This window comes from Acinetobacter sp. V104_13 (assembly GCF_031798995.1).
Lineage (GTDB): Bacteria > Pseudomonadota > Gammaproteobacteria > Pseudomonadales > Moraxellaceae > Acinetobacter > Acinetobacter pittii.
In genome coordinates this window covers 19,404-42,478 of the sequence record NZ_JAVQNP010000023.1, presented here as the reverse complement: position 1 = coordinate 42,478, position 23,075 = coordinate 19,404, and the positions used below count along the sequence as shown (strand labels likewise).

The 23,075-nt window shown below is 40.6% G+C and carries 31 protein-coding genes and 2 pseudogenes; 25 read left to right on the top strand and 8 right to left on the bottom strand.

Annotated features, from left to right (window positions below):
- Window positions 1-5: 5 nt before the first annotated feature.
- Window positions 6-821: an NAD-dependent epimerase/dehydratase family protein gene (locus RMB06_RS08220; RefSeq protein WP_311079038.1), complete on the top strand. Its 816-nt coding sequence runs from the start codon at window positions 6-8 to the stop codon at window positions 819-821.
- Between the two features lie 79 nt (window positions 822-900).
- A complete protein-coding gene (locus tag RMB06_RS08215; protein ID WP_002117028.1) occupies window positions 901-1,884 on the top strand; it encodes a putative solute-binding protein in 984 nt (327 codons plus the stop codon).
- A gap of 46 nt (window positions 1,885-1,930) precedes the next feature.
- Here RMB06_RS08215 and plsB read toward each other — a convergent pair whose 3' ends face one another.
- Window positions 1,931-4,504 carry a glycerol-3-phosphate 1-O-acyltransferase PlsB gene (plsB, locus tag RMB06_RS08210; protein ID WP_311079037.1) on the bottom strand — a complete coding sequence of 858 codons (2,574 nt, stop codon included), beginning with the start codon at window positions 4,502-4,504 and terminating at the stop codon, window positions 1,931-1,933.
- A gap of 276 nt (window positions 4,505-4,780) precedes the next feature.
- Between plsB and RMB06_RS08205 the strand changes: the two genes are divergently transcribed.
- Together RMB06_RS08205 and RMB06_RS08200 are read left to right on the top strand one after the other, a co-directional pair.
- Window positions 4,781-5,653 (top strand): acyl-CoA thioesterase II, encoded by an 873-nt coding sequence (locus RMB06_RS08205; RefSeq protein ID WP_002116924.1) that lies wholly within the window; start codon window positions 4,781-4,783, stop codon window positions 5,651-5,653.
- 109 nt (window positions 5,654-5,762) lie between these two features.
- On the top strand, window positions 5,763-7,028 hold the full coding sequence (locus RMB06_RS08200) for a dicarboxylate/amino acid:cation symporter (RefSeq protein WP_311079095.1): 1,266 nt from the start codon (window positions 5,763-5,765) through the stop codon (window positions 7,026-7,028).
- Between the two features lie 45 nt (window positions 7,029-7,073).
- Here the strand turns inward: RMB06_RS08200 and RMB06_RS08195 are convergent, their stop codons facing one another.
- The 7 genes and pseudogenes from RMB06_RS08195 to RMB06_RS08165 all read right to left on the bottom strand — a co-directional run bounded on the left by RMB06_RS08195 (window position 7,074) and on the right by RMB06_RS08165 (window position 13,239).
- On the bottom strand, window positions 7,074-8,024 hold the full coding sequence (locus RMB06_RS08195; protein ID WP_311079036.1) for a metal-dependent hydrolase: 951 nt from the start codon (window positions 8,022-8,024) through the stop codon (window positions 7,074-7,076).
- 124 nt (window positions 8,025-8,148) lie between these two features.
- Entirely contained in the window at window positions 8,149-8,925 is a 777-nt protein-coding gene (yihA, locus tag RMB06_RS08190; protein WP_005067265.1) for a ribosome biogenesis GTP-binding protein YihA/YsxC, read from the bottom strand.
- A gap of 100 nt (window positions 8,926-9,025) precedes the next feature.
- Window positions 9,026-9,463: an Rrf2 family transcriptional regulator gene (locus RMB06_RS08185; protein ID WP_032063095.1), complete on the bottom strand. Its 438-nt coding sequence runs from the start codon at window positions 9,461-9,463 to the stop codon at window positions 9,026-9,028.
- 87 nt (window positions 9,464-9,550) lie between these two features.
- A complete protein-coding gene (locus tag RMB06_RS08180; protein WP_309165598.1) occupies window positions 9,551-10,315 on the bottom strand; it encodes a globin domain-containing protein in 765 nt (254 codons plus the stop codon).
- A gap of 2 nt (window positions 10,316-10,317) precedes the next feature.
- Window positions 10,318-10,469 (bottom strand): annotated as a pseudogene (locus RMB06_RS08175) (hypothetical protein).
- Entirely contained in the window at window positions 10,459-12,006 is a 1,548-nt protein-coding gene (locus RMB06_RS08170; protein ID WP_017403247.1) for a helicase HerA-like domain-containing protein, read from the bottom strand. Before RMB06_RS08170 ends, RMB06_RS08175 begins: the two are co-directional and overlap by 11 nt.
- A gap of 42 nt (window positions 12,007-12,048) precedes the next feature.
- Window positions 12,049-13,239: a PLP-dependent transferase gene (locus tag RMB06_RS08165; RefSeq protein ID WP_032036725.1), complete on the bottom strand. Its 1,191-nt coding sequence runs from the start codon at window positions 13,237-13,239 to the stop codon at window positions 12,049-12,051.
- A 168-nt stretch (window positions 13,240-13,407) separates the two neighbouring features.
- Between RMB06_RS08165 and RMB06_RS08160 the strand changes: the two genes are divergently transcribed.
- The 21 genes and pseudogenes from RMB06_RS08160 to rpmD all read left to right on the top strand — a co-directional run bounded on the left by RMB06_RS08160 (window position 13,408) and on the right by rpmD (window position 23,074).
- Complete coding sequence (locus RMB06_RS08160) at window positions 13,408-14,136, top strand: type 1 glutamine amidotransferase (protein ID WP_002116949.1); 729 nt, start codon at window positions 13,408-13,410, stop codon at window positions 14,134-14,136.
- A 253-nt stretch (window positions 14,137-14,389) separates the two neighbouring features.
- A complete protein-coding gene (gene rpsJ, locus RMB06_RS08155) occupies window positions 14,390-14,701 on the top strand; it encodes a 30S ribosomal protein S10 (protein WP_000070912.1) in 312 nt (103 codons plus the stop codon).
- 58 nt (window positions 14,702-14,759) lie between these two features.
- On the top strand, window positions 14,760-15,398 hold the full coding sequence (gene rplC, locus RMB06_RS08150) for a 50S ribosomal protein L3 (RefSeq protein ID WP_014207747.1): 639 nt from the start codon (window positions 14,760-14,762) through the stop codon (window positions 15,396-15,398).
- Window positions 15,399-15,409: 11 nt separating this feature from the next.
- Window positions 15,410-16,012 (top strand): 50S ribosomal protein L4, encoded by a 603-nt coding sequence (gene rplD, locus RMB06_RS08145; protein ID WP_002049755.1) that lies wholly within the window; start codon window positions 15,410-15,412, stop codon window positions 16,010-16,012.
- Entirely contained in the window at window positions 16,009-16,329 is a 321-nt protein-coding gene (gene rplW / locus RMB06_RS08140) for a 50S ribosomal protein L23 (RefSeq protein ID WP_002049693.1), read from the top strand. The genes rplD and rplW overlap by 4 nt, the downstream gene beginning before the upstream one ends.
- A gap of 11 nt (window positions 16,330-16,340) precedes the next feature.
- Entirely contained in the window at window positions 16,341-17,165 is an 825-nt protein-coding gene (gene rplB / locus RMB06_RS08135) for a 50S ribosomal protein L2 (protein ID WP_002049686.1), read from the top strand.
- A gap of 13 nt (window positions 17,166-17,178) precedes the next feature.
- A complete protein-coding gene (gene rpsS / locus RMB06_RS08130) occupies window positions 17,179-17,454 on the top strand; it encodes a 30S ribosomal protein S19 (protein ID WP_001138119.1) in 276 nt (91 codons plus the stop codon).
- 11 nt (window positions 17,455-17,465) lie between these two features.
- Window positions 17,466-17,795 carry a 50S ribosomal protein L22 gene (gene rplV / locus RMB06_RS08125; RefSeq protein ID WP_001982638.1) on the top strand — a complete coding sequence of 110 codons (330 nt, stop codon included), beginning with the start codon at window positions 17,466-17,468 and terminating at the stop codon, window positions 17,793-17,795.
- Between the two features lies 1 nt (window position 17,796).
- Window positions 17,797-18,613 (top strand): annotated as a pseudogene (gene rpsC / locus RMB06_RS08120) (30S ribosomal protein S3).
- Window positions 18,553-18,966, top strand: coding sequence for a 50S ribosomal protein L16 (rplP, locus tag RMB06_RS08115; protein ID WP_002049688.1), 414 nt, complete (start codon window positions 18,553-18,555; stop codon window positions 18,964-18,966). Before rpsC ends, rplP begins: the two are co-directional and overlap by 61 nt.
- Window positions 18,966-19,163 (top strand): 50S ribosomal protein L29, encoded by a 198-nt coding sequence (rpmC, locus tag RMB06_RS08110; RefSeq protein ID WP_000849928.1) that lies wholly within the window; start codon window positions 18,966-18,968, stop codon window positions 19,161-19,163. Before rplP ends, rpmC begins: the two co-directional genes overlap by 1 nt.
- A complete protein-coding gene (rpsQ, locus tag RMB06_RS08105) occupies window positions 19,160-19,417 on the top strand; it encodes a 30S ribosomal protein S17 (protein ID WP_002116661.1) in 258 nt (85 codons plus the stop codon). Before rpmC ends, rpsQ begins: the two co-directional genes overlap by 4 nt.
- 92 nt (window positions 19,418-19,509) lie before the next feature.
- Window positions 19,510-19,878: a 50S ribosomal protein L14 gene (rplN, locus tag RMB06_RS08100; RefSeq protein ID WP_001982634.1), complete on the top strand. Its 369-nt coding sequence runs from the start codon at window positions 19,510-19,512 to the stop codon at window positions 19,876-19,878.
- Between the two features lie 9 nt (window positions 19,879-19,887).
- On the top strand, window positions 19,888-20,205 hold the full coding sequence (gene rplX, locus RMB06_RS08095) for a 50S ribosomal protein L24 (protein WP_002116820.1): 318 nt from the start codon (window positions 19,888-19,890) through the stop codon (window positions 20,203-20,205).
- Window positions 20,206-20,220: 15 nt separating this feature from the next.
- Complete coding sequence (rplE, locus tag RMB06_RS08090) at window positions 20,221-20,757, top strand: 50S ribosomal protein L5 (protein ID WP_002116961.1); 537 nt, start codon at window positions 20,221-20,223, stop codon at window positions 20,755-20,757.
- A 9-nt stretch (window positions 20,758-20,766) separates the two neighbouring features.
- Window positions 20,767-21,072, top strand: a complete 306-nt coding sequence (rpsN, locus tag RMB06_RS08085) for a 30S ribosomal protein S14 (RefSeq protein WP_002049689.1) — start codon at window positions 20,767-20,769, stop codon at window positions 21,070-21,072.
- An 11-nt stretch (window positions 21,073-21,083) separates the two neighbouring features.
- On the top strand, window positions 21,084-21,479 hold the full coding sequence (gene rpsH / locus RMB06_RS08080; RefSeq protein WP_002049732.1) for a 30S ribosomal protein S8: 396 nt from the start codon (window positions 21,084-21,086) through the stop codon (window positions 21,477-21,479).
- Between the two features lie 13 nt (window positions 21,480-21,492).
- Window positions 21,493-22,026, top strand: a complete 534-nt coding sequence (gene rplF / locus RMB06_RS08075) for a 50S ribosomal protein L6 (protein WP_002116801.1) — start codon at window positions 21,493-21,495, stop codon at window positions 22,024-22,026.
- A 14-nt stretch (window positions 22,027-22,040) separates the two neighbouring features.
- Complete coding sequence (gene rplR, locus RMB06_RS08070; RefSeq protein WP_002049741.1) at window positions 22,041-22,391, top strand: 50S ribosomal protein L18; 351 nt, start codon at window positions 22,041-22,043, stop codon at window positions 22,389-22,391.
- A 2-nt stretch (window positions 22,392-22,393) separates the two neighbouring features.
- A complete protein-coding gene (rpsE, locus tag RMB06_RS08065; RefSeq protein ID WP_001141025.1) occupies window positions 22,394-22,891 on the top strand; it encodes a 30S ribosomal protein S5 in 498 nt (165 codons plus the stop codon).
- A gap of 6 nt (window positions 22,892-22,897) precedes the next feature.
- On the top strand, window positions 22,898-23,074 hold the full coding sequence (gene rpmD, locus RMB06_RS08060) for a 50S ribosomal protein L30 (RefSeq protein ID WP_000849088.1): 177 nt from the start codon (window positions 22,898-22,900) through the stop codon (window positions 23,072-23,074).
- Window position 23,075: the final 1 nt, after the last annotated feature.

Genomic DNA, 23,075 nt, shown 5'->3' with positions numbered 1-23,075 from the left:
TTTCTATGCATATATTATTTATCGGTTATGGTAAAACATCTCAGCGTGTTGCTAAACAACTATTTGAGAAAGAACATCAAATTACCACAATCAGCCGTAGTGTAAAAACGGATAGTTACGCAACACATCTTGTTCAGGATATTTTTTCGCTCGATTTAAGTGAAATTGAACCTGTGGATGTCGTATATATTTTACTTTCTCCAAACGAGAGTACGGTTGAGGGCTATCAACATACTTATGTAGATAGTATTGAACCGATTCGAGAAGCATTAAAAATACATCCAGTAAAAAAAATAATCGTTGTCTCTTCTACGCGCGTGTATGGTGAAAATGCAGGGGAGATCATTGATGATTTTAGTGAAATTCATCCAAATGATGCACAAGGCCATATATTGCGTAATATGGAGCTACTCTGGCAAAAATACTATCCAACTCAATCTGTAATTGTTCGCCCTACAGGTATTTATGGAACTTCCATTGCCCGGTTAAAAAAAATGGCTGAAAATCATCAAAGTTATCCAAATATACATTATAGCAATCGAATACATATTGATGATTTATCAAAATTTTTGGCTTTTATGGCTGATTACGAAAGTCATCAAGCAAGCTATATTGTGACTAATAATCAACCATTGCCTTTGCATGAAATTATTGTGTGGTTTCAAAAACAATTGGGATTGCCAGAATTAACTTTAGAATCAAACCAAATTTCAGGTAAAAGAATTTATGCAAAACATTTATCTACAACAGGTTTTCAGTTAGAACATCCGATTTGCTTTAATGACTATTTATTATGTTTAAATGTTCATAGCACTAAATGAAATTTTGATTAAACTTTAAATAAGAACATAAATACCTGATGAGGCAGTCAAATTGCCGATAAAGATAAAAAGGTTAAAAGTGAAAAAAATTTGTTTAGCTCTTATCTTGAGCGTAACAGCTGTTGCGAGTTGGGCAGAGGATCAGGTGTGGTGTGCCTATGATCCTATCGGGTCCCAAGGGGATATTACTCGCCGTTTAAATGACATTCGGCTATATGCCCAGCAATATCAAGTCAAATTTAAAGTAGTTACCTATCAAAAAGAACAGCAGGCCATACAAGCTTTTGATGATGGTAAATGTTCGGGTTTAGCTGCATCCAATTTCAATACTTATCGTTATAACCAATTTATGGGAAGTACCGCGGGTATAGGGCTTATTCCTAATAACCGTACGGCCAAAAGCTTTTTGCAGCTTTTAAATCATCCTACAATCGAGAAAAGGTTAGTTTCTAAGAATTATGAAGCTATAGGAATGATTCCAATTGGAACTGCTTACATGGTTCTAAAAAATAAGAACCTCTCTAGAGTCGCTCAATTAAGAAATCAGCGTATTGGAGTGCTACCCAACAATCCACCACAACAAGCACTGGTACGAAGTGTAGGTGCTCAGCCAGTTTATGTCGATTTATCTAACGCGATTGCGCAGTTTAAGCAAAATAAAATCGATATTATTGCTGCCCCAGTATATGGATTATTGCCGTATAACTTACAAAAAGAATTTGGACCAAATACTCAAGTTATTAATTTTCCTTTGGCATATTTCGGTGTCAATTTAATTATTAAGCCGCAAGCTTATCCTGCTAATTTTGGCCGGAAAATTCGAGGATGGTTTGTTCAAAATAGCCAATTGCTGACGAATCGTGCGACACAATGGGAAAATCATTTACCTGCTTATTATTGGGTAGATGTCTCTTTTTATGAGAAGCAAAGTTATGACGTAATGGTTGCCAAAATACGTAATCAGTACGTTCTTTCAGGTTATTACGATGCTTATTTCGTTCAGCTTATGAAGCGCTTACGTTGTATGGACGATCCACGTTATTTTGAATGTCCAATTCGCTAATAAAATAAAAGGCAACCGAAGTTGCCTTTTATTTTGACTGAAGACTTTAAGCTTTTTTGCGTTTTAAACGGCGTTTAGCTTGTTGAGATGCCATTGCTTCAAGAGCATCTTTTAATTCTTCGTCAGTAAAGGTGGTGATGTGCTGTAACATTTGTAAGGTTACTTCATCAAGCACCAACTGTGCGCCAGCAGCCATTTGACGGAAGTTGTCATCAAACTCAATTTGGCCTTGGTCATTGGTACGAATGTAATTTTGCTGCGTAAGTACTTTTAAGAAGCTTTGGAATAAAGCTTTATCGAAGAACTCTGGCGAATTAAATTCATATAGAACTGATAAACGTTGTCCTAATAAATGACTTAATTCTTCAACTTGTTTAGCAGAGATATTACCTGAACCACGTTGAGTAATGAGCGCAAGTGTCATGTAGTAACGCTCAAGACTTTGCTTAACTGGCGTTGCTAAAACAACAAGCTGATTATGCTCTTCTGTATTTGGCGCAGAGCTAATCAAGTTACCTTCATCGTCTTGTTGAATAAGGTTAGATTGAACTAGAGCATCTGCATATTGCTCAACTTGTGCTTTAAGCTCGCTGCTCTTCCATTTAAGGAATAACTCAGCTTTCAAGAATGGATAGAGCGTATAGATGACATTAGTTAAATCTGAACGACTGATTTTTCCATTATGCTCAACAAGCGATGCTACTAGAGAAGGTAAAACAAAGGCGTGCAAGATGTTATTACGGAAGTAAGTCAGAAGAACAGCTTGGTTATCTTCAATCGCAATAATATCGCCAAGCGCATGCTGAACGCGTTTAATGAGTTTAAGCTTTAAACCATACGCAATAATTTCTTTACCAGAAAGTGGCGTTACTTCCATACGTTGGTCATATGGGAAGTTTGATGCCAAGTTACGATAAGCTTCTAGCTGCTTAATACAAATTTCTTCATCAAGCGTATGCTTTGGAGTTGCAAGCAAAATAATAGAAAGTAAAGAAACAGGGTTAATCACCACAGCTCGGTTAATATTTTCTAAAATTGCATGTGCAGAGCTATTTACTGCATCTGAAACAGCTTGAGGAATTGGATCGTCATTTTTCTCAATGTAAATGTTTTCTGCATTATGTTGCTTAAGCAGATCATCAAGGAAAACGGGTTCACCAAAGTTTACGTGGACTTTACCAAAGATACGTTCAATTTTTCGTAAGGTTTTCACAATACCAAAAATAGATTCGGCTTCTTTTGGTTTACCTTGCATTTCGCCTACGTAAGTTGAGCCTTCCATGAGTCGTTCATAACCAATATAAGTTGGTAAGAAAACGATCGGTTTGGCACGGCCACGTAAATGGCTGTGAACTGTCATGGCAAGCATACCGGTTTTAGGCGGTAATAAACGTCCAGTACGTGAACGTCCACCTTCAATAAAGTATTCAAGAGGCGTGTTGCGTGACAAAATACTATATAGATATTCTTTAAATACAGTAGTGTAGAGTCCATTTCCACGGAAAGAGCGGCGAATAAAGAATGCACCGCCTCCACGTAAAAGCTGACCAACAAAAGGTAAGTTTAAGTTATCGCCCGCAGCAATATACGGAACCATTAAGCCACGTTTATAGATGACATATGACAATAGTAAATAGTCAATGTGACTGCGGTGGCACGGTGTATAGACAACTTCATAGTCTTTCGCTAGTTCACGAACGGTACTAAAGTTATGTACTTCTACGCCGTCATAAAGCTGGGTCCATAGGCGTGTTAAGGCAAGATCGGCAAAGCGCACTGCTGAGTGCGAATAATCCGATACGATTTCATTCACATAGCCAATCGCACGGCGTTCAGCTTCAAGCATGCTCACTTTTCCGCGAATACTTTCACGGCGGATTGCTTCTTGCACATCACGAGATTTAACAACCGATTGCATGACATTGCGGCGATCCGACAAATCGGGGCCTAACACGACTTCACGCTGACGGTCTAAATAATCATTTAACGTACTTACAATATAAGTTGCTGGTGAAAGATTTGGATAATGCTGCTGTGCATATTCAACCAATTCACGTAGCGATTGTGGTTCATGAAACTCTAAATAAGACTGACGACCATGCAAACCAATATTAACCAGTTGCTTAACTGTGCTTGGTGTTGCCCATGTGTCTGAAAATAATAATTTAAACCAAGAATCTTCTTTATCTGGCGAACGGCCCCATAAAACTGTAACCGGAACAAGCTCTATATCAAGTTCAGGGTTTTCTTGTAAAACTTCAATCAGTTTTATTAAACGCGGTGGAAAAGCATGAGGAGGCGGATTCAGTAAATTATTTTCATCATTGTGCTGTAAAAATAAAACTGATGCTTTTTCCTGATGAGTACCCACAATGAGTGGGTCTAACGCAGGTTTTAAATTTAAACGACGCGTTTCTCCATCAACCACTAAAGCATTGCTTCGAGAGTGGTTTTGTAAGACGTAACAAACCACTTTTTGGCGGTCAGTTTTTGCTTCTGTTTCTGTTGTTTCTGATACTGGTTCAGTAGGAACTTCCCCAAGAACATGTGGTGTTACCACGAGGTCAAGTAGTTTACTCGAAAGCCGACGATACATTTGACCAAACCCACTCTTGGACATAAGAACTCCTACTTCTTAAAGACAAATCCCAGCACCAAATGCAGAGGGTAATTATTTTGCGGCATTTATTAAAAAAAACAATATGCTACTTTCTTATAAATTATAATGCTTTTGGCATATTTTATCGTTAAAAATCGTATTTTTAGCTGTTATATGAGCAATCTTCGTCAGAAGTTGACTGATTGTTCCATGTTCAAATAGTTTTTTATGGCACAATAGATTCTACACATCTGTACTTTAATACGATTTTTTACCTGAAATATGAAGGTATCTCTCATGAATGCGTTAACCCAAGAACTTGTCGATCTTCTTACTTTAGAAAAGCTAGAAGAAAATATTTACCGTGGCATAAGCCGTAATCTTGTCGGTAAACGTGTCTTTGGTGGGCAGGTTTTGGGTCAGGCTTTACGTGCGGCATCTTATACAACCGATCGCCCAGCGCATTCTTTGCATGCATATTTTTTATATGGTGGCGATATTAATGCCCCAATTATCTATGAAGTAGACCGTTTACGTGATGGGAAGAGTTTCGTAAGCCGTCAGGTTCGTGCCATTCAACACGGACGAGTTATATTTTCGGCGATGGTTTCTTTTGCTAATCCAGAAGAAGGCTTGAACTATCAACATCAAGAGCCAGAGTATCCCGCGCCAGAGACTCTTAAATCTGAAAATGAGCTCAAAGAAGGTATTTTAAATTTCGTACCTGAAAATGTTCGTGCTAGCTTTATGCGTGAGCGCCACGTAGAAATTCGCCCAATTGATCCGGTAAATCCGTTTCAACCGCAACCTGAAGCTCCTTATAATGCGCACTATATCCGCACACATGACCGTATTCCAAAACAATTAGATGATATTGCTCTGCATCAAGCGATTGTTGCGTTTTATTCAGACTTTACCTTAATGACAACTGCTTTGAGACCGCATGGGCTTAGTTATATTTCTCCAAGTTTGCAGTGTGCAAGTATTGATCATGCCATTTATTTCCATCGTCCGCTGCGTGCCGATGAATGGATGCTTTACGATATGGAAGCAACCGTTAGCGCAGCTTCTCGCGGCTTAAACTTTGGCCGTATGTGGCAAAATGGCCAACTTGTATGCAGTACCGTGCAAGAGGGTTTAATTCGTTTGCGGGAAATTGAAACGCAATAAACTCATTTATAAAGCCATCTCATCAGATGGCTTTTTTATTTTTAATTGAAACGATGTGACAAAAAATTGCTCGTATGAAAAGCGAGCTCATGTCATATTTGCAAAAGGATTGCCAATTGAAAAAAATAATGCTGATATGAACTTAAACACACAAATTCTTATTGCGGCCATTTTAGGCTTAGCCTTTGGTTTTATATTAACGTTGTATCCCGATACTGCGTTTGTAAAACATAGTTTATATGGGTTAGGCATATTAAGTAGTGTCTTTATTGGGCTGCTTAAAATGTTGTTGGTGCCTTTGATTTTTAGCTCGATTGTTGTGGGTGTATCTAATTTGCAGGCGGGAGGGCAGTTAGGTCCAGTCTGGAAAATTACCTTTTTATGTTGTTTGACTACAACAACATTAGCTTTAATTTTAGGTATAAGTTGTGCTCATCTATTTGAAGTAGGGCGCGGTATAGATATCTCTATTTTCCAAACGTCTATGCAAAACTATCAGGCACCAGATAGTTTAAATCCTGCAAGTTTTTTCACTAATTTTATTCAAAATACATTAATCAATCCATTTAAAGCGTTTAGCGACGGTAACGTTTTAGCGGTTGTGGTGTTTGCGCTATTTGTTGGTGTTGCTTTAGTCCATGGCGGTGAGCGTTTTAAAAGTATTCGTGTATTAAGTCATCAATTTTTTGAAATGATGATGATGCTAGTCGGCTGGGTAATGAAGCTAGCACCTTTGGGTATTTTTGCCTTATTAGCAAAGTTAATGGCAACGGAAGATATTTCGGTACTCAGCCGTTTGGCTGAGTTTGCTGTTGTAGTGACAGGGACTACCATTTTTCATGGCGCTGTTGTTTTGCCGCTATTACTTTGGATTTTTGGCCGCATGAGTCCTTGGACTTTTTTCAAAGGAACACGTACAGCGTTAATTACAGCATTTGCAACCAGCTCTAGTTCTGCCACAATGCCTCTTAGTATGAAATGCGCACAAGAAAACTTGGGTGTTCGTCCGCAAACAGCTGGTTTTGTAATTCCTTTAGGTACACAGCTTAATATGGATGGCACAGCACTATATGAAGCAGCCGCTGCATTGTTTGTCGCAAATTTGGTGGGGCTAGACTTAAACCTGACACAACAAATTATTGTGTGTTTAACAGCAATGATTGCATCACTAGGGGCCCCTGGCATTCCAAGTGCTGGTATGGTTACCATGATTATGGTTTTACAGTCTGTAGGTTTACCGGCTGAAGCAATTGCAATTTTACTTCCGATTGATCGCCTATTGGATACGGTAAGAACAGTGGTAAATGTGCAGGGTGATATGATGATTAGCGTGGTTGTTGACCGTTATACAAAAGATAAAGATATCAGTGTCTAATCTCCTAAATAAAAAAGCAGGATTTTAAATCCTGCTTTTTTATTTTTAAGCCGCTTGTAACTCGGCTCTTTTTGCTGCTGGAGATTGAGATAAATAACTTACCGCATCTTCAGTACTGCCTTCCTTGACTGGATCATACCAAGGCATGAGGTAATCAATTTGTTGAGCAATCAGCCAAAATGGATTTGGCAATACTTGGTTATCTTTACGACTAACCTTAAGCCACTCTACAGCAACCCATACTGGGAAAAATCTAGATTTAGCAGCATCAGCAAAACGTGGATCTTGTTTCATAATATGAGCAGCGCCATCTACCCATAATCCAAGCACCAGTACAATCACTGCAAGGCTTAAATAGTAGCGTGGAATATATCCACCACCCAAATGACGGTATAAATCAAAAGCAACGGTACGGTGTTCAATTTCTTCTGAACCATGCCATTTTACCAAGTCAACCATTTCAGGGTCAGCGCCTAATTCTTCCCAACGCTTGTTATAGAGTGCATATTTCCCTAATACACAGGTCATATGCTCAACAGTTGCAATAACGCCTAAACGGAAAAGGTCCCATTGCCCCTGTAGAAATTGAGGGACTTCTTTGTCGAAAGGTTTATCTGCTAAGGCAGTGGTAAATAGATAATTCATAATGTCCAGATTTCGCTGGATATCAATATTACGTGCACTTAAATATTCTTTATTGGCCGAAGTATGCGCATTGGCATGCATAGCTTCCTGTCGGATAAATGCTTGTACATCCTGTTTAAGTTTTTCGTCTTTAATTTGCGGTAAAACTTTATTGTACAAACGGCAAAACCAGAATTCTCCGGCAGGCAAGATATTATTAATTTCATTAATAAAATAACTTGCGAAAGGCTGATTTGGAATCCAGTCAACAGGGGTATCTTTCCAGTCAAATTTTACTTTACGTGGAAGAATTTTATAGTCAATAGAAGAACCTAAAGCCTTGTTCTTCAAAAAAGATAACAATTTCATCATTTAGTCCTGATTTTTAACTCGATGAAGTTATAACGAGTATAAAAAAAGCCCCTACATTTGTGTTTAGCAATAGGGGCCAATTTGAAAATAAATTTAATGAAGAAATTGTATCTGTTTTGACGATTTACTCTTCAGCATCCTCATCTGAGGCTTCAGGAATCGCGTCAACGTCAAATTCTGGTTCTTGATCAAGCGTAAAATGCAGGCGTCCAGCCATAACACTTGCTAGCTCTTCTAAACCTAATTTATTAAGTGATGAGAAAAGTTGAATCGAGAAATCAAGCTTCATTTTCTTCAGTTGTTGCTTAACTTCTAATAGCACTTTGTTTGCAGGGCCACGATTAAGTTTGTCAGCTTTCGTTAAGAGAATATGAACAAAGAGATGACGTGAATAAGCCCACTCTAGCATCATCATGTCGAAATGCTGTAGAGGATGGCGAATATCCATTAGTAATACTAAGCCTTGTAAGCTTTTACGATGGATTAAATAGTTCTCTAATTCTTTTTGCCATACTCGTTTCATATCTTCAGGTACGGCTGCATAGCCATAGCCAGGAAGATCGACTAAACGTTGATCGGGATTGCCTAGACTAAAGAAGTTAATCATCTGAGTACGGCCAGGTTTTTTAGAGGCACGTGCTAGCTGTTTTTTATTGGTTAATGCATTGATAGCACTAGACTTACCGGCATTTGAGCGTCCTGCAAAAGCGATCTCGTAGCCACTATCTTCAACACAAAGTGCCAATTTAGGTGCACTCATTAGAAACTCAGCTTGGCGTAACCAGTTGAGTGATTGCACAGCATATGCCGTGATCGCTGGATCTGGTTTCTTTTCATAGCTGATCTTTTGCTTGGGTGCGAGTCTGGCTTTGGTGTCTTTCGATTTTTCACTACGACGCATAAAAAATAACTTTTTAAATGAGAGGGCTCGCGCCTAGTATAAAGGAGCTTGGGTATTCTTGCTAATTTTCAATAAGTCGACTTATCAAAATCAGTAGAGCTTAGATTTGTAAAAATGCAATAGGGGAGTTGGCAGGAGCAGATTTCGATTGCTGCAAAACTTCTCCGAGTGTGTATTGGTCTAGACTTTGATAAAAGCTTTCTAAAGCCTGATCTAAAATACCTTTTAAACCACAGTGACTGCGTAATACACAAGGTGGTGTATTACATTCAACAATTTGATTGTCGCCCTGTAATATTCGAACAATTGAACCTAAATTTGAGTTAAGTGCCTCTGGATTTAAGCGAATTCCGCCGCCTTTTCCACGAATGGTAATAATCCATTCCTGCTTGCCCATGAAGTGAACAACTTTAACTAGATGGTTTTGTGAAACATGCAAATCTTTCGCGATTTCTGCAATCGTGTAGGGTGCATCACTTGGGCGTGCAACATACATTAAGAGTCGTAATGCATAATCGGTAAATTTATTAAGCTGCATGATCACCAAAAATGGAAGAGATTAAAAGGATGATCATCTTAGCCTGAAAGTCTAAATAAGAAAACTTTCAGGCAAGAGGTTTTTACATTACAGCGTTAAAGGGGCTGAAACCTGTACTTGATCACCAACTCTATAATGCTCAAGTAGAATATTAGCAACTGAAAACTCAGTATGATTTTCTTCAGGCTGCACTTCAAAGTGATACGAGTTATCTTCTTGAGCTTCAGTAAATTTAAAAGCTTTCGGTTGTTCAAGTTGTTGCTCGGGAACTTGTACTTTAACTGAAATAAAGGCATTTGCTGGGCTAGTCAGTACGTCTTCATGGTCAGTTGCTTTTAAAGTGAAGCGTTTGCCAGATTCCAAAGGATCAATTTGAGTAATTTCAAATGAACGCCAGCCAGCCCATCCACCTTTTAAGCTTTCAAGTTGTTCGTATTTTTGTTTTTCAACACCAATCAAGATATCAGCCAACTGTAAGTATGCTTGTTTCCACGCTTCGATAAGCTCTGATTCGAAGGGCACGTTAAGTACTTCACTAATTGAATGAAGTAGGTTGTCCCCAACAATTGCATATTGGTCTGGTTGAATATCTAAGCTCACGTGTTTAGTAGTGATGCGTTCTACCGCTTTAGCTAGAACAGTAGGGTTCTCAATATTTTCTGCATAAGCAAGCACAGCAGTTGCAAGAGCACGTGGCTGACGTAAGCTGGTTTGGTCATCTAAATTAAAAACATTTTTTAATTCGGGGTTGTTATTAAGCATGCGCTTATAAAAGTATGTAGTCAGCGTAACGCCGTGTTCACGTAAAACCGGTACAGTAGATTTAACAAGTTCAATTTGTTGTGGAGTCATGGCTAGACCTTATTTATCTGGTTATATAAGATGTATTTAAAATACATCTTTAAAAAATTAATGGCAATAACTTTTTTATAAAAACCATAAAAAAATTAGGGGATATAAAATCCCCTAAAATTAACGTAATTTTTTTAATATTTCTATTTACCAAATAAAGAGCCGAGCAAGCCCCTTACGAGTTTTTGGCCGGTACTTCCTCCTAAACTGCGTGCAGCACTTTTGGCAAAAGTTCCCACAATGTCTTGTGTGAGTTTAGCTCGTTCACGGGCTGCTCTTTCTTCCTCTTTTAATTGCTCACGTGCCAAACGTTCCTGCTCTTTAGCTTGCTGTTTTGCTAAAGTTTCTTGTTCTTTAGCTTGTTGTTTTGCAAGTTCGGCGTCTTGCTGCTGTTGTTCGCGTTCAGCAACTTTATTCTGTAGCATTTCATAGGCACTATCACGATCTACAGCTTGTTCATAAACCCCAGCAATAATACTTTGCGAGATTAAAGTCTGACGCTCTTCTGGAGTGATCGGTGTAAATGCAGAGTACGGAGGCATAACCCAACCACGTTCTACAATCTGTGGTGTACCTTGCTCATCTAGACAGCTAATGAGTGCCTCACCAACACCAAGTTGGGTAATAGCTTCATCAACTTTAAACTCGGGATTAGCACGGAAAGTGTCTGCTGCGGTTTTTACAGCTTTTTGATCTTTAGGGGTGAATGCACGTAATGCATGTTGAACGCGATTACCAAGTTGACCAAGAACGCTTTCGGGTAAATCGAGTGGGTTTTGAGTAATAAAGTAGATACCCACCCCTTTGGAGCGGATTAAACGTACCACTTGTTCAATTTTGTCTTGTAGAGCTTGGCTGGCATTATCAAATAACAAGTGAGCTTCATCAAAGAAAAACACGAGTTTAGGCTTATCCATATCACCCACTTCTGGTAGCTGTTCAAATAACTCTGAAAGCATCCATAAGAGGAAAGTGGCATATAACTTAGGTGTATTCATGAGCTTGTCGGCAGCAAGAATATTGATATAGCCGTGTCCGTTTGCATCAGTTTGGATAAAATCCAGAATATTTAAAGCTGGTTCCCCAAAGAACTGTTCTCCACCTTGGTCGGCAAGAGCGAGTAAGTTGCGCTGAATGGCACCTAGGCTGGCTGGAGATAAATTACCATACTCGGCTTTAAACTCAGCTGCATGTTCACTCACAAAAGTGATCATGGCTTTTAAGTCTTTAAAATCGACTAAAAGTAAACCTTGGTCATCTGCAATGCGGAATACAGCAGATAAAACACCTTCTTGGGTATCATTTAAGTTTAGTATGCGTGCTAATAAAATTGGCCCAATTTCAGAAATGGTGGTTCGGATAGGATGACCTTGCTGACCAAATAAATCCCAAAAAACAACTGGATTCGCTGAGAATGGAACACTATCAATTTGTAAAAGTTTTAAGCGTTCATTAAATTTATCCGAAGCTTCACCAGCTTTTGCAAGACTCGAAACATCGCCTTTAGCATCGGCAAGAAATACCGGCACACCGATTCGAGAGAAACTCTCTGCTAGAACTTTTAACGTAACTGTTTTACCTGTACCTGTCGCGCCTGCAATAAGTCCATGACGGTTAGCAAACTGGGGAAGTAAAACAATTTCTTTTGATGTGTCCTTAATATTTTTAGCAATAACAATCGGTGTACCCATATATTTTTATCCTATGGTTTGAGTCACTATAATCTTGTCGTTTTACAGTTGTTTCAGTGCATTTTCGATATCTTGTATCAAATCTTGCGGATCTTCTAGTCCTATACAGAATCTAACCAATAATCCTTGTTGTAAATGTGTATTCTCAAGTTTTCTCATCATTTTTAAATCATAAAGCATAATCAGGCTAACGGGTCCACCCCAGCTAAAGCCGAGCTTAAATAACTCTAATGCATCGCAGAAACGACGTACTGCTGTAATGTCATATTCAGGTTTAAAAATAACACTCACTAAACCAGCACTTTGACCGTCTATGCAGATTTCTTGCCAATATTGATGGCCTGGTGAGGATTCATCACTTGGGTGTAGAACTTGTGCAAATTGAGGCTGGTTCTTTAGCCATTTAAGTAGAGTGTGAGCATTGGCTGACTGTTGTTCATAGCGTAAAGACATATGAGCAAGGCTGCGTTGAACTTGAGCTGCATCATCTCCAGAGATTGCGATGCCCAAAATAGCATGCGTACGGAATAAGCGGTGATGAAGTTTCTCATCACGAGTTACAATGCTACCCATTAAAATGTCACCACCACCACTTGGATATTTTGTTAGTGCGTGAACGGTTAAATCAACAGATAGATGTTCATCAGAAAAATTGAAAGCATTAAACGCAAGCCCCGCTCCCCAAGTATTATCTAGAGCAGTCAATACACCATTTTTTTTAGCTTTTTTGACTAGATTTTTAAGATCAGGAAATTCTAAAGTAACTGAACCTGCAGCTTCTAACCATAATAGTTTACTTCTTTCGGTGGGTTGAAAACTTGCAGCGTCAATGGGGTTATATACTTTAACAATAATGCCATATTGACTTTGTAGATAAGTTAAATGCTCTAGATTTGGACCGTAAATATTGTCTGGAACCCATACTTCGTCATTAGTGCTTAAAAATGCTGAGTTCACAATATTAATTGCGGATAGGCCACTCGGTGCAAGTAAACAATGCAAGCCACCTTCAATTTGCGCAATATTGTCGCCTAAGGTGAATGTGGTAGGGGTGCCATGTGTTCCATAGCTATAGTCATACTTATCAGTCCAATGACGATCAAAAAGGTGCGAAGTTGATTTGAAAATAATAGTTGATGCGCGAAATAAGGGAGGTTGCACTGTTTCAATGAATTGCGGAGCCTTTCTTGGGGCATGAATGAGACGAGTCTGGAAATCGTTATGCTTTTTCATAGTGCGTTATGTTTTAAATGATAAAGTTAGATTAAGAGAAATTTAAATTCTTCGCTAGATTTATAAAGTTTTGTAAGACGTTTCGTTACAGTAGACCTATAAAACAAAAACTTGGCTTTATTTTTGCAAAGACCACTACAACATTCTAACAACAATAGGTTTAAGCGCATGAAGTCGCATTTAAGAGTTCATTATTTTCAACATATCGCGGGTGAGGGGTTTGGGAGTTGTTATTCATTTTTAAAAGCTCACCACGCGACTATTAGTTCTACGGAGTTTTTTGCACTTCCGGTTGATCGGTCACTTGAAATAGAAGCTTTACCACAAATTGATGAGGTTGACTTATTATTAGTCATGGGTGGCACCATGAGTGTAAATGATGAGGCGAATTATCCATGGCTTAAGATAGAGAAAAGATGGTTGCGTCGTTATTTAGCAGCAGGAAAGCCTGCTATAGGTCTCTGTTTGGGTGGGCAGCTAATTGCTAATGCACTAGGCGCCGCAGTCAGTCGAAACCGCTATCAGGAACTTGGCTGGTCGACAGTTCAAAGGGTAGCAAATTTACCTCAAGACAGCTTTCCATTGCCTGAAAAGATAAAGGTGATGCAGTGGCATAGCGAAACATTTGAAATACCCAAAGGTGCTATACACTTAGCCGAGAATATAGCTTGTCGTAATCAGATGTATCAAATTGGAAAAAATGTGCTTGGTTTTCAATTTCATCCAGAAATGACACCAGCAACGTTAGAACTCTTGCTTGAAAATGAAGAAGAGCTATCTATTTTTAATGGGGAATATGTTCAGCCTGTGAGTGAACTGCAATATTCAGAAGCACAAAAATTTGAACAAGGTAATCAACTCTTAAATAAAGCGATTGAATTTGTCATAAATGCCTAGAGTGAGTTGAGAATACTAGGTTAAAGTGCGTTTTGAACAAAAAATAGAAAAAGAGAATTGCATAAGACTTAAACAATCGTTATAATGGGCGACCCTCAAAAGGAGGGGCATTTACTGCGAAGAAAGTAGTAAATGTGCATTACAGTCGTGGCATCGATCATGACCTTAGTGATTTTCACTGCCTTTGACACTTACCAATAGGTGAGATGCGTCAAGGGTGATTCTTTATATGTTTGGCTTGGAGTTTACTGGTATGTCTAACCAGAGAATTCGTATCCGTTTGAAGTCTTTTGATCATCGTCTGATTGATCAATCTGCTCAAGAGATCGTAGAAACCGCTAAGCGTACTGGCGCACAAGTTTGTGGTCCAATTCCGATGCCTACTCGCATCGAACGCTTCAACGTTCTTACTTCACCGCACGTTAACAAAGATGCGCGTGACCAGTACGAAATCCGCACCTACAAACGTTTGATCGATATCGTTCAACCTACAGATAAAACTGTTGATGCATTGATGAAATTAGATCTTGCGGCTGGTGTTGATGTTCAGATCGCTTTGGGTTAAGGCTTTCGGTTGATTAACTTCTAAGTTAATTAGGCCGCTTTTTTAGAGGTTTATGCACATGGCTATTGGTTTAGTCGGTCGCAAATGTGGTATGACTCGCATCTTTACAGATGCAGGTGTTTCTGTACCTGTTACAGTCATCGAAGTCGATCCAAACCGCATTACGCAAATCAAAACACTTGAAACTGATGGTTATCAAGCTGTTCAAGTAACTACTGGTGAACGTCGCGAATCTCGCGTAACTAACGCTCAGAAAGGTCACTTCGCGAAAGCTGGTGTTGCTGCTGGTCGTTTAGTTAAAGAGTTCCGTGTTACTGAAGCTGAGCTTGAAGGTCGTGAAGTTGGCGGTACTATTGGCGTTGATTTGTTCGCAGTTGGTCAAATTGTTGACGTAACTGGTCAATCAAAAGGTAAAGGTTTCCAAGGTGGTGTTAAACGTTGGAACTTCCGTACTCAAGACGCTACTCACGGTAACTCAGTTTCTCACCGTGTATTAGGTTCTACAGGTCAAAACCAGACTCCTGGACGCGTGTTCAAAGGCAAGAAAATGGCTGGTCACTTAGGTGATGAACGCGTAACAGTACAAGGTCTTGAAATCGTATCTATTGACGCTGAACGTTCTGTTTTAGTTGTTAAAGGTGCAATTCCTGGTGCAACTGGCGGTGACGTGATTGTACGTCCTACCATCAAGGCCTGAGGGGAAATACCGTGAATTTGAAAACTGTTTCCGGCTCTGCTGTTGAATTGTCTGAAGTTGCTTTCGGACGTGAATTTAACGAAGCTCTTGTACACCAAGTTGTTACTGCTTACTTAGCAGGTGGTCGTCAAGGTACTCGTGCTCAAAAATCACGTGCAGACGTTTCTGGCGGTGGTAAAAAGCCATTCCGTCAAAAAGGTACTGGTCGTGCTCGTGCGGGTTCTATTCGTAGCCCTATCTGGGTTGGCGGTGGTAAAACTTTTGCTGCTCGTCCACAAGATTGGTCTCAAAAAGTAAACCGTAAGATGTACCGCGGTGCAATGCAATGTATCTTAGCTGAACTTGTTCGCCAAGATCGTCTTGTATTAGTTGAAGAGTTTGCAGTTGCAGCTCCAAAAACTAAAGAATTGCTTGCAAAGCTTAACGACTTAAATGCTGCTCGTGCATTAATCGTTACTGACGCTGTAGATGAGAACTTATATCTTGCAGCACGCAACCTTCCGCATGTAGATGTGGTAGATGCAACTGCAATCGATCCTGTAAGCTTGATCGCGTTTGATAAAGTTGTGATGTCTGTAGCTGCTGCTAAGAAAATTGAGGTAGAACTCGGATGAACAACGAACGTATCTATCAAGTCCTAAAAGGACCAGTCTTCTCAGAAAAGGCACAAGTATTAGGTGATACTGTTGGTGTTCAAGTATTTAAAGTAGACATCAATGCTACTAAACTTGAAATCAAAAAAGCAGTTGAAAAACTTTTTGGTGTAGAAGTTGTTAAAGTTAACACAACTATTACTAAAGGTAAGACTAAGCGCTTTGGTCGTACATTGGGACGCCGTTCTGATGTTAAAAAAGCATACGTCACCCTGAAAGCTGGCCAAGATGTTGAAATGGCTGACTTGGGCGATACCGCTGAAAGCGCAGCGGAATAAGGACGAAAATTATGCCGATTCAAAAATGTAAGCCAACGTCTCCAGGACGTCGCTTTGTAGAGAAAGTGGTTCATGACCATCTTCACAAAGGCGCTCCTTACGCACCGTTGGTTGAAGCTAAAAAACGTACTGGTGGTCGTAATAACAACGGTCACATTACTACTCGTCACGTTGGTGGTGGTCATAAACAACACTACCGTATCGTTGACTTCAAACGTAACAAAGACAGCATCCCAGCTGTTGTAGAGCGTATTGAATACGATCCAAACCGTACAGCACATATTGCTTTGTTGAAATATGCTGATGGTGAGCGTCGTTATATCATCGCACCTAAAGGCTTACGTGCTGGCGATAAAGTACAATCTGGTAACGATGCTCCAATTCGTCCAGGTAACTGCTTGCCACTTCGTAATATGCCGATCGGTTCTACACTTCATAACGTTGAACTTAAAATTGGTAAGGGTGCGCAATTAGCGCGTTCTGCTGGTGCTTCTGTTCAGTTGTTGGGTCGTGATGGTTCTTACGCAATTATTCGTCTTCGTTCAGGCGAAATGCGTAAAGTACATGTTGAATGCCGCGCTGTAATTGGTGAAGTTTCTAACCAAGAAAACAACCTTCGTTCATTGGGTAAAGCTGGTGCTTCGCGCTGGCGTGGTGTTCGTCCTACCGTACGTGGTATGGCGATGAACCCGATTGATCACCCGCACGGTGGTGGTGAAGGGCGTAACAAAGGTATTCAACCTGTAAGCCCATGGGGTCAAAAAGCTAAAGGGTACAAGACACGTACCAATAAGCGTACGACTAAGATGATTATTCGCGACCGTCGCGTCAAGTAAAGGAATCTGACTAATGCCTCGTTCTCTGAAAAAAGGCCCATTCGTCGATGCGCACTTGTTCGCTAAGGTTGAAGCGGCTGTTGCTAGTAACTCTCGCAAGCCGATTAAAACTTGGTCTCGTCGTTCGATGATCCTTCCAGATTTTGTTGGTTTAACAATTTCTGTTCATAATGGTCGTAACCACGTTCCAGTAATTGTTACTGAGCATATGGTTGGTCATAAACTCGGTGAATTCGCGCCAACTCGTACCTATCGTGGTCACGGTGTTGACAAGAAATCTAAACGTTAATAGGTGTCATGATGGAAGTAACTGCTAAATTACGCGGTGCCGCTATCTCGGCACAGAAAGCACGTTTGGTTGCAGATCTTATTCGCGGCAAATCTGTTGCGCATGCTTTAAATATCTTAAACTTCAGCAATAAAAAAGCTGCTGTTTTAGTAAAAAAAGCATTGGAATCTGCGATTGCAAACGCTGAACACAATAACAGTTTAGATGTTGACGATCTTAAAGTATCTACGATTTACGTTGACGAAGGCATGAGCCTTAAACGTATTATGCCACGTGCTAAAGGCCGTGCAGATCGTATTACTAAGCGTACTTGTCACATCACCGTTAAGGTAGGGGTTTGATATGGGTCAGAAGGTTCATCCAATCGGTATCCGCCTAGGTGTTGTGAAACGTCATAACGCTAACTGGTATGCGAATCCGAAACAATACGCTGAATACTTGCTTAAAGATCTTCAAGTTCGTGAGTTTTTAACTAAAAAACTTAAGAATGCGATGGTAAGCAACATTCTTATCGAACGTCCATCAGGCGCTGCTAAAGTAACTATTAGCACAGCTCGTCCTGGTATCGTAATCGGTAAAAAAGGCGAAGATATTGAGAAATTACAGCGCGAACTTACCAGCATTATGGGTGTTCCAGCGCAAGTAAGTATCAACGAAATTGATCGCCCAGACTTAGATGCGCGTTTAGTTGCTGAAGCAATCGCTTCTCAATTAGAAAAGCGTGTAATGTTCCGTCGTGCTATGAAGCGTGCGGTTCAAAACACTATGCGTGCTGGTGCTAAAGGTATCAAAGTTGAAGTGTCTGGCCGTTTAGGTGGTGCAGAGATTGCTCGTACAGAATGGTATCGTGAAGGTCGTGTACCTTTACATACGCTACGTGCAGACATTGACTATGCAACTATGCGTGCAGAAACAACTTACGGTACGATTGGTGTTAAAGTTTGGATTTTCCGTGGCGAGATTTTAGGTGGCATGAAACAAGTCATGAACCCTGCTCCTGCTGAAGATCGTCCAGCTAAACGTGGTCGTGGTCGTGGTGAAGGTCAAGAGCGTCGTGGTCGTCGCGGTGACCGTGCTGCTGACAAGGGAGAATAATCCATGTTGCAACCTAAACGTACCAAATTCCGTAAGGTGCACAAAGGCCGTAATACTGGTCTAGCGCATCGTGGTAGTACAGTATCATTTGGTTCGATTGCAATCAAAGCAACTGAACGTGGTCGTATGACTGCTCGTCAGATTGAAGCTGCACGTCGTACTATTAGCCGCCGTATTAAGCGTGGTGGTAAAATCTTTATTCGCGTATTCCCGGATAAACCAATTACTCAAAAGCCTCTTGAAGTGCGTATGGGTAAAGGTAAGGGTAGCGTGGAGTACTGGGTTTGCCAGATCCAACCAGGTAAGATCCTGTACGAAATTGAAGGTGTGAACGAAGAATTAGCGCGTGAAGCATTTGCTTTAGCTGCTGCTAAACTTCCGTTTAAAACCACTATCGTGACTCGGACGGTAATGTAATGAAAACTAAAGATCTACGTGAAAAATCGGTAGAAGAGTTGAAAGCTTTGCTTGATGAGCAACAGCTTAATCAATTCCGTCTTCGTATGGCGAAAGCAACTGGTCAGTTGGGTAAATCGCATGAAGTGCAAGTTGCTCGTAAGACAATTGCTCGTATTAAGACACTCCTTACCGAAAAACAGGGGAACGGACAATGAGTGAAAAAACAGTCCGCACGTTAACCGGCAAAGTAGTAAGCGACAAAATGGACAAGTCTATTGTTGTTCTTATCGAACGCCGCGTTCAACACCCGTTGTATGGCAAATCAATTCGCCGTTCAACTAAGTTACACGCTCATGATGAGAACAATGTTGCTAAACTTGGCGATGTTGTGACCATTAAAGAAAGCCGCCCAATTTCTAAAACTAAAGCTTGGACTTTAGTGGAAGTAGTTGAAGCAGCTGCTGAGTAATTCGACGTTCTTGTTGCATCATCGGTCAATTTCGAGTACTCTTTGAGCCTTTCGAAATTGTGACCGGTGATGCTCGGTTTTGGAGTAGGGCAATGATTCAAACCGAAACTATGCTCGACGTAGCAGACAACAGTGGTGCTCGCCGCGTACAATGTATTAAAGTACTTGGTGGTTCACATCGTCGTTATGCTTCTGTTGGCGACATTATTAAAGTTACTGTAAAAGAAGCAATCCCACGCGCACGTGTTAAAAAAGGTGACGTGATGAATGCGGTTGTAGTTCGTACTAAATTCGGCATTCGTCGTCCAGATGGTTCTGTGATCCGTTTTGATGATAATGCTGCAGTTATCCTGAACAACAACAAAGCTCCGATTGCTACTCGTATCTTCGGACCAGTGACTCGTGAACTTCGTACTGAACAGTTCATGAAAATCATTTCATTGGCTCCTGAAGTTCTATAAGAGGCAATCATGGCTAAGATTAAAAAAGGCGATCAAGTTATCGTGATCGCAGGTAAAGAAAAAGGCAAACAGGGTACTGTATTGTCTGTTTCTGAAGACCGCGTTAAGGTTGAAGGCCTTAACTTAGTGAAGAAGCATCAAAAGCCGAATCGTGTAACTGGCGCTGAAGGCGGTATCGTTACTCAAGAAGCTTCGCTTCATATTTCAAACGTGGCAATTTTAAATGCTACAACCCAGAAGGCTGACCGTGTTGGTTACCAAGTGATTGATGGCGTGAAAACTCGCGTTTATAAATCAAATGGTGAATCAGTGGCGGTAGCGAAGTAATAGGTTGAAAAGGCAATGGCCAGACTTAAAGCACGTTACAACGAAGAACTTAAAGCGAAGTTACAAGAAGAACTTAGCATTAAGAACGTGATGGAAATTCCACGCATCACAAAAATTACCCTAAACATGGGTGTAGGCGCAGCTGCAACTGATAAGAAATTATTAGATGGCGCTGTAGTCGACATGCAATTAATTGCTGGTCAAAAACCAGTAATTACACTTGCTCGTAAATCTATCGCTGGTTTCAAAATCCGTGATGGTTGGCCGATTGGTTGTAAAGTTACTTTACGTGGCGACCAAATGTACGAATTCTTGGACCGTTTGATCTCAATCGCAATCCCTCGTATCCGTGACTTCCGTGGTTTCTCTTCGAAATCATTTGATGGTCGTGGTAACTACTCAATGGGTTTGAAAGAGCAAATCGTTTTCCCTGAAATCGATTTCGATAAGATTGATCGTATTCGTGGTATGGATATTACTATTACTACGACTGCTCGCACCGATGACGAAGGCCGTGCGCTTATGCGTGCATTCGGCTTCCCGTTCAAATAAGAGGTCGATATGGCTAAGAAAGGTATGATTAATCGCGAATTGAAACGCGAAAAAACAGTTGCTAAATACGCTGCAAAACGTGCTGAATTAAAAGCTACGATTGCAAACGTAAATGCAAGTGAAGAAGAGCGTTTCGAAGCGATGTTAAAGTTACAAGCATTGCCACGTAATGCATCTCCGGTACGTCTTCGTAACCGTTGTGGTTTAACTGGTCGTCCTCATGGTTACTTCCGTAAGTTCGGTTTAAGCCGTAACAAATTACGTGACACAGTAATGCAGGGTGATGTACCAGGCGTTGTTAAGGCAAGCTGGTAAGGAGCGACTAAATGAGTATGCAAGATACCGTTGCCGACATGCTAACACGTGTTCGTAACGCACAAATGGCTAAGAAACAAACTGTTTCTATGCCTTCTTCTAAGTTGAAAGTTGCAATTGCAAACGTACTTCAACAAGAAGGTTATATTTCAAATGTAGAAGTTGCTCAAGAAGAGACAAAATCTACTTTGACAATTACTTTAAAATATTTCGAAGGCAAACCAGTTATCGAAATGGTTAAACGCGTAAGCCGTCCAGGTCTTCGCCAATACCGTGGTAAAGATAAACTTCCAAGCGTTAAGCAAGGTTTAGGTATTGCAATTGTTTCTACAAGCAAAGGCATCATGACTGATCGCGCTGCACGTGCTGCGGGCGTTGGTGGTGAAGTTATTGCTTTTGTTTCTTAATAGGTGATTCCTCATGTCTCGTGTGGCTAAAGCCCCAGTAACTGTACCTAATGGTGTAGCAGTTACTCAGAACGGCCGGCAGGTCGAAGTGAAAGGCAGCAAAGGTACATTGTCTTTCAACCTGCATGCGCTGGTCGAGCTAAAACAGGAAGAAGGTAAACTTCAACTTGCTCCAGTTAAAGAATCGAAAGATGCTTGGATGCAAGCTGGTACTGCTCGCGCTGTATTGAATAACCTTGTTAAAGGGGTTAGTGAAGGCTTCGAACGTAAGTTGCAGCTAGTTGGTGTTGGTTATAAAGCTGCGGTTAAAGGTACTGTTGTAAACCTTAACCTTGGTTTTTCACACCCAATTGACTACGCTTTACCTGAAGGTGTAACAGCGGAAACTCCAACTGCTACTGAAATCATTTTGAAATCAGCAAACAAGCAGTTGTTAGGTCAAGTAGCGGCAGAAATCCGTGCATATCGTTCTCCTGAACCATATAAAGGTAAAGGTGTTCGTTATTCGGATGAAGTCATTCTTCGTAAAGAAGCTAAGAAGAAATAAGGCGCGAGGTTCTTATGAACGAAAAGAAACAATCCCGTTTGCGTCGTGCGAAAAGCACACGCTTGCACATTCGTGCATTGGGTGCGACTCGTTTGTGTGTAAACCGCACTCCGCGTCACATCTATGCTCAAGTTATTTCAGCAGATGGTGGCAAAGTTTTAGCACAAGCTTCAACTTTGGATGCATCTTTACGTAGCGGTACTACAGGTAATGTAGACGCGGCTACTAAAGTAGGCGCTTTAATCGCAGAGCGTGCGAAAGCAGCTGGTGTAACTAAAGTTGCATTTGACCGTTCTGGTTTTAAATATCATGGTCGTATCAAAGCCTTGGCTGATGCTGCTCGTGAAAACGGCTTGGAGTTCTAATCATGGCTAAAGTTGAACAAAACGAAGGTCTTGTTGAAAAGCTGGTTGCCGTTGATCGTGTAGCCAAAGTTGTTAAGGGTGGTCGTATCTTCTCTTTCACAGCATTAACTGTTGTGGGTGATGGTAATGGTCGTGTTGGTTTTGGTCGTGGTAAAGCTCGTGAAGTTCCAGCTGCTATTTCTAAAGCACTTGAAGCTGCACGTCGCAACATGATTACTGTAGACCTTGCAGGTACTACTTTACAACACCCTGTGAATGCTCGTCATGGTGCAAGCCGTGTATATATGCAACCTGCTTCTGAAGGTACTGGCGTAATTGCTGGTGGCGCTATGCGTGCCGTTCTAGAAGCTGCAGGTGTACATAACGTACTTGCTAAATGTTATGGTTCTACTAATGCTGCAAACGTAGTAAACGCAACTTTCAAAGGTTTGCGTGATATGACTTCTCCTGAGAAAGTCGCTGCGAAACGTGGTAAATCAGTAGAAGAAATTCAAGGGTAATCAATCATGAAAACGATTAAAGTTACCCAGACTAAATCTTCTTCACATCGCTTGAAAAATCACAAGCTTTGCTTACAAGGTTTAGGTCTGCGTCGTATTGGTCATACTGTAGAAGTGCAAGATACGCCTTCTAACCGCGGTATGATCAACAAAGTCTACTATATGGTTAGTGTAGAGGAATAAG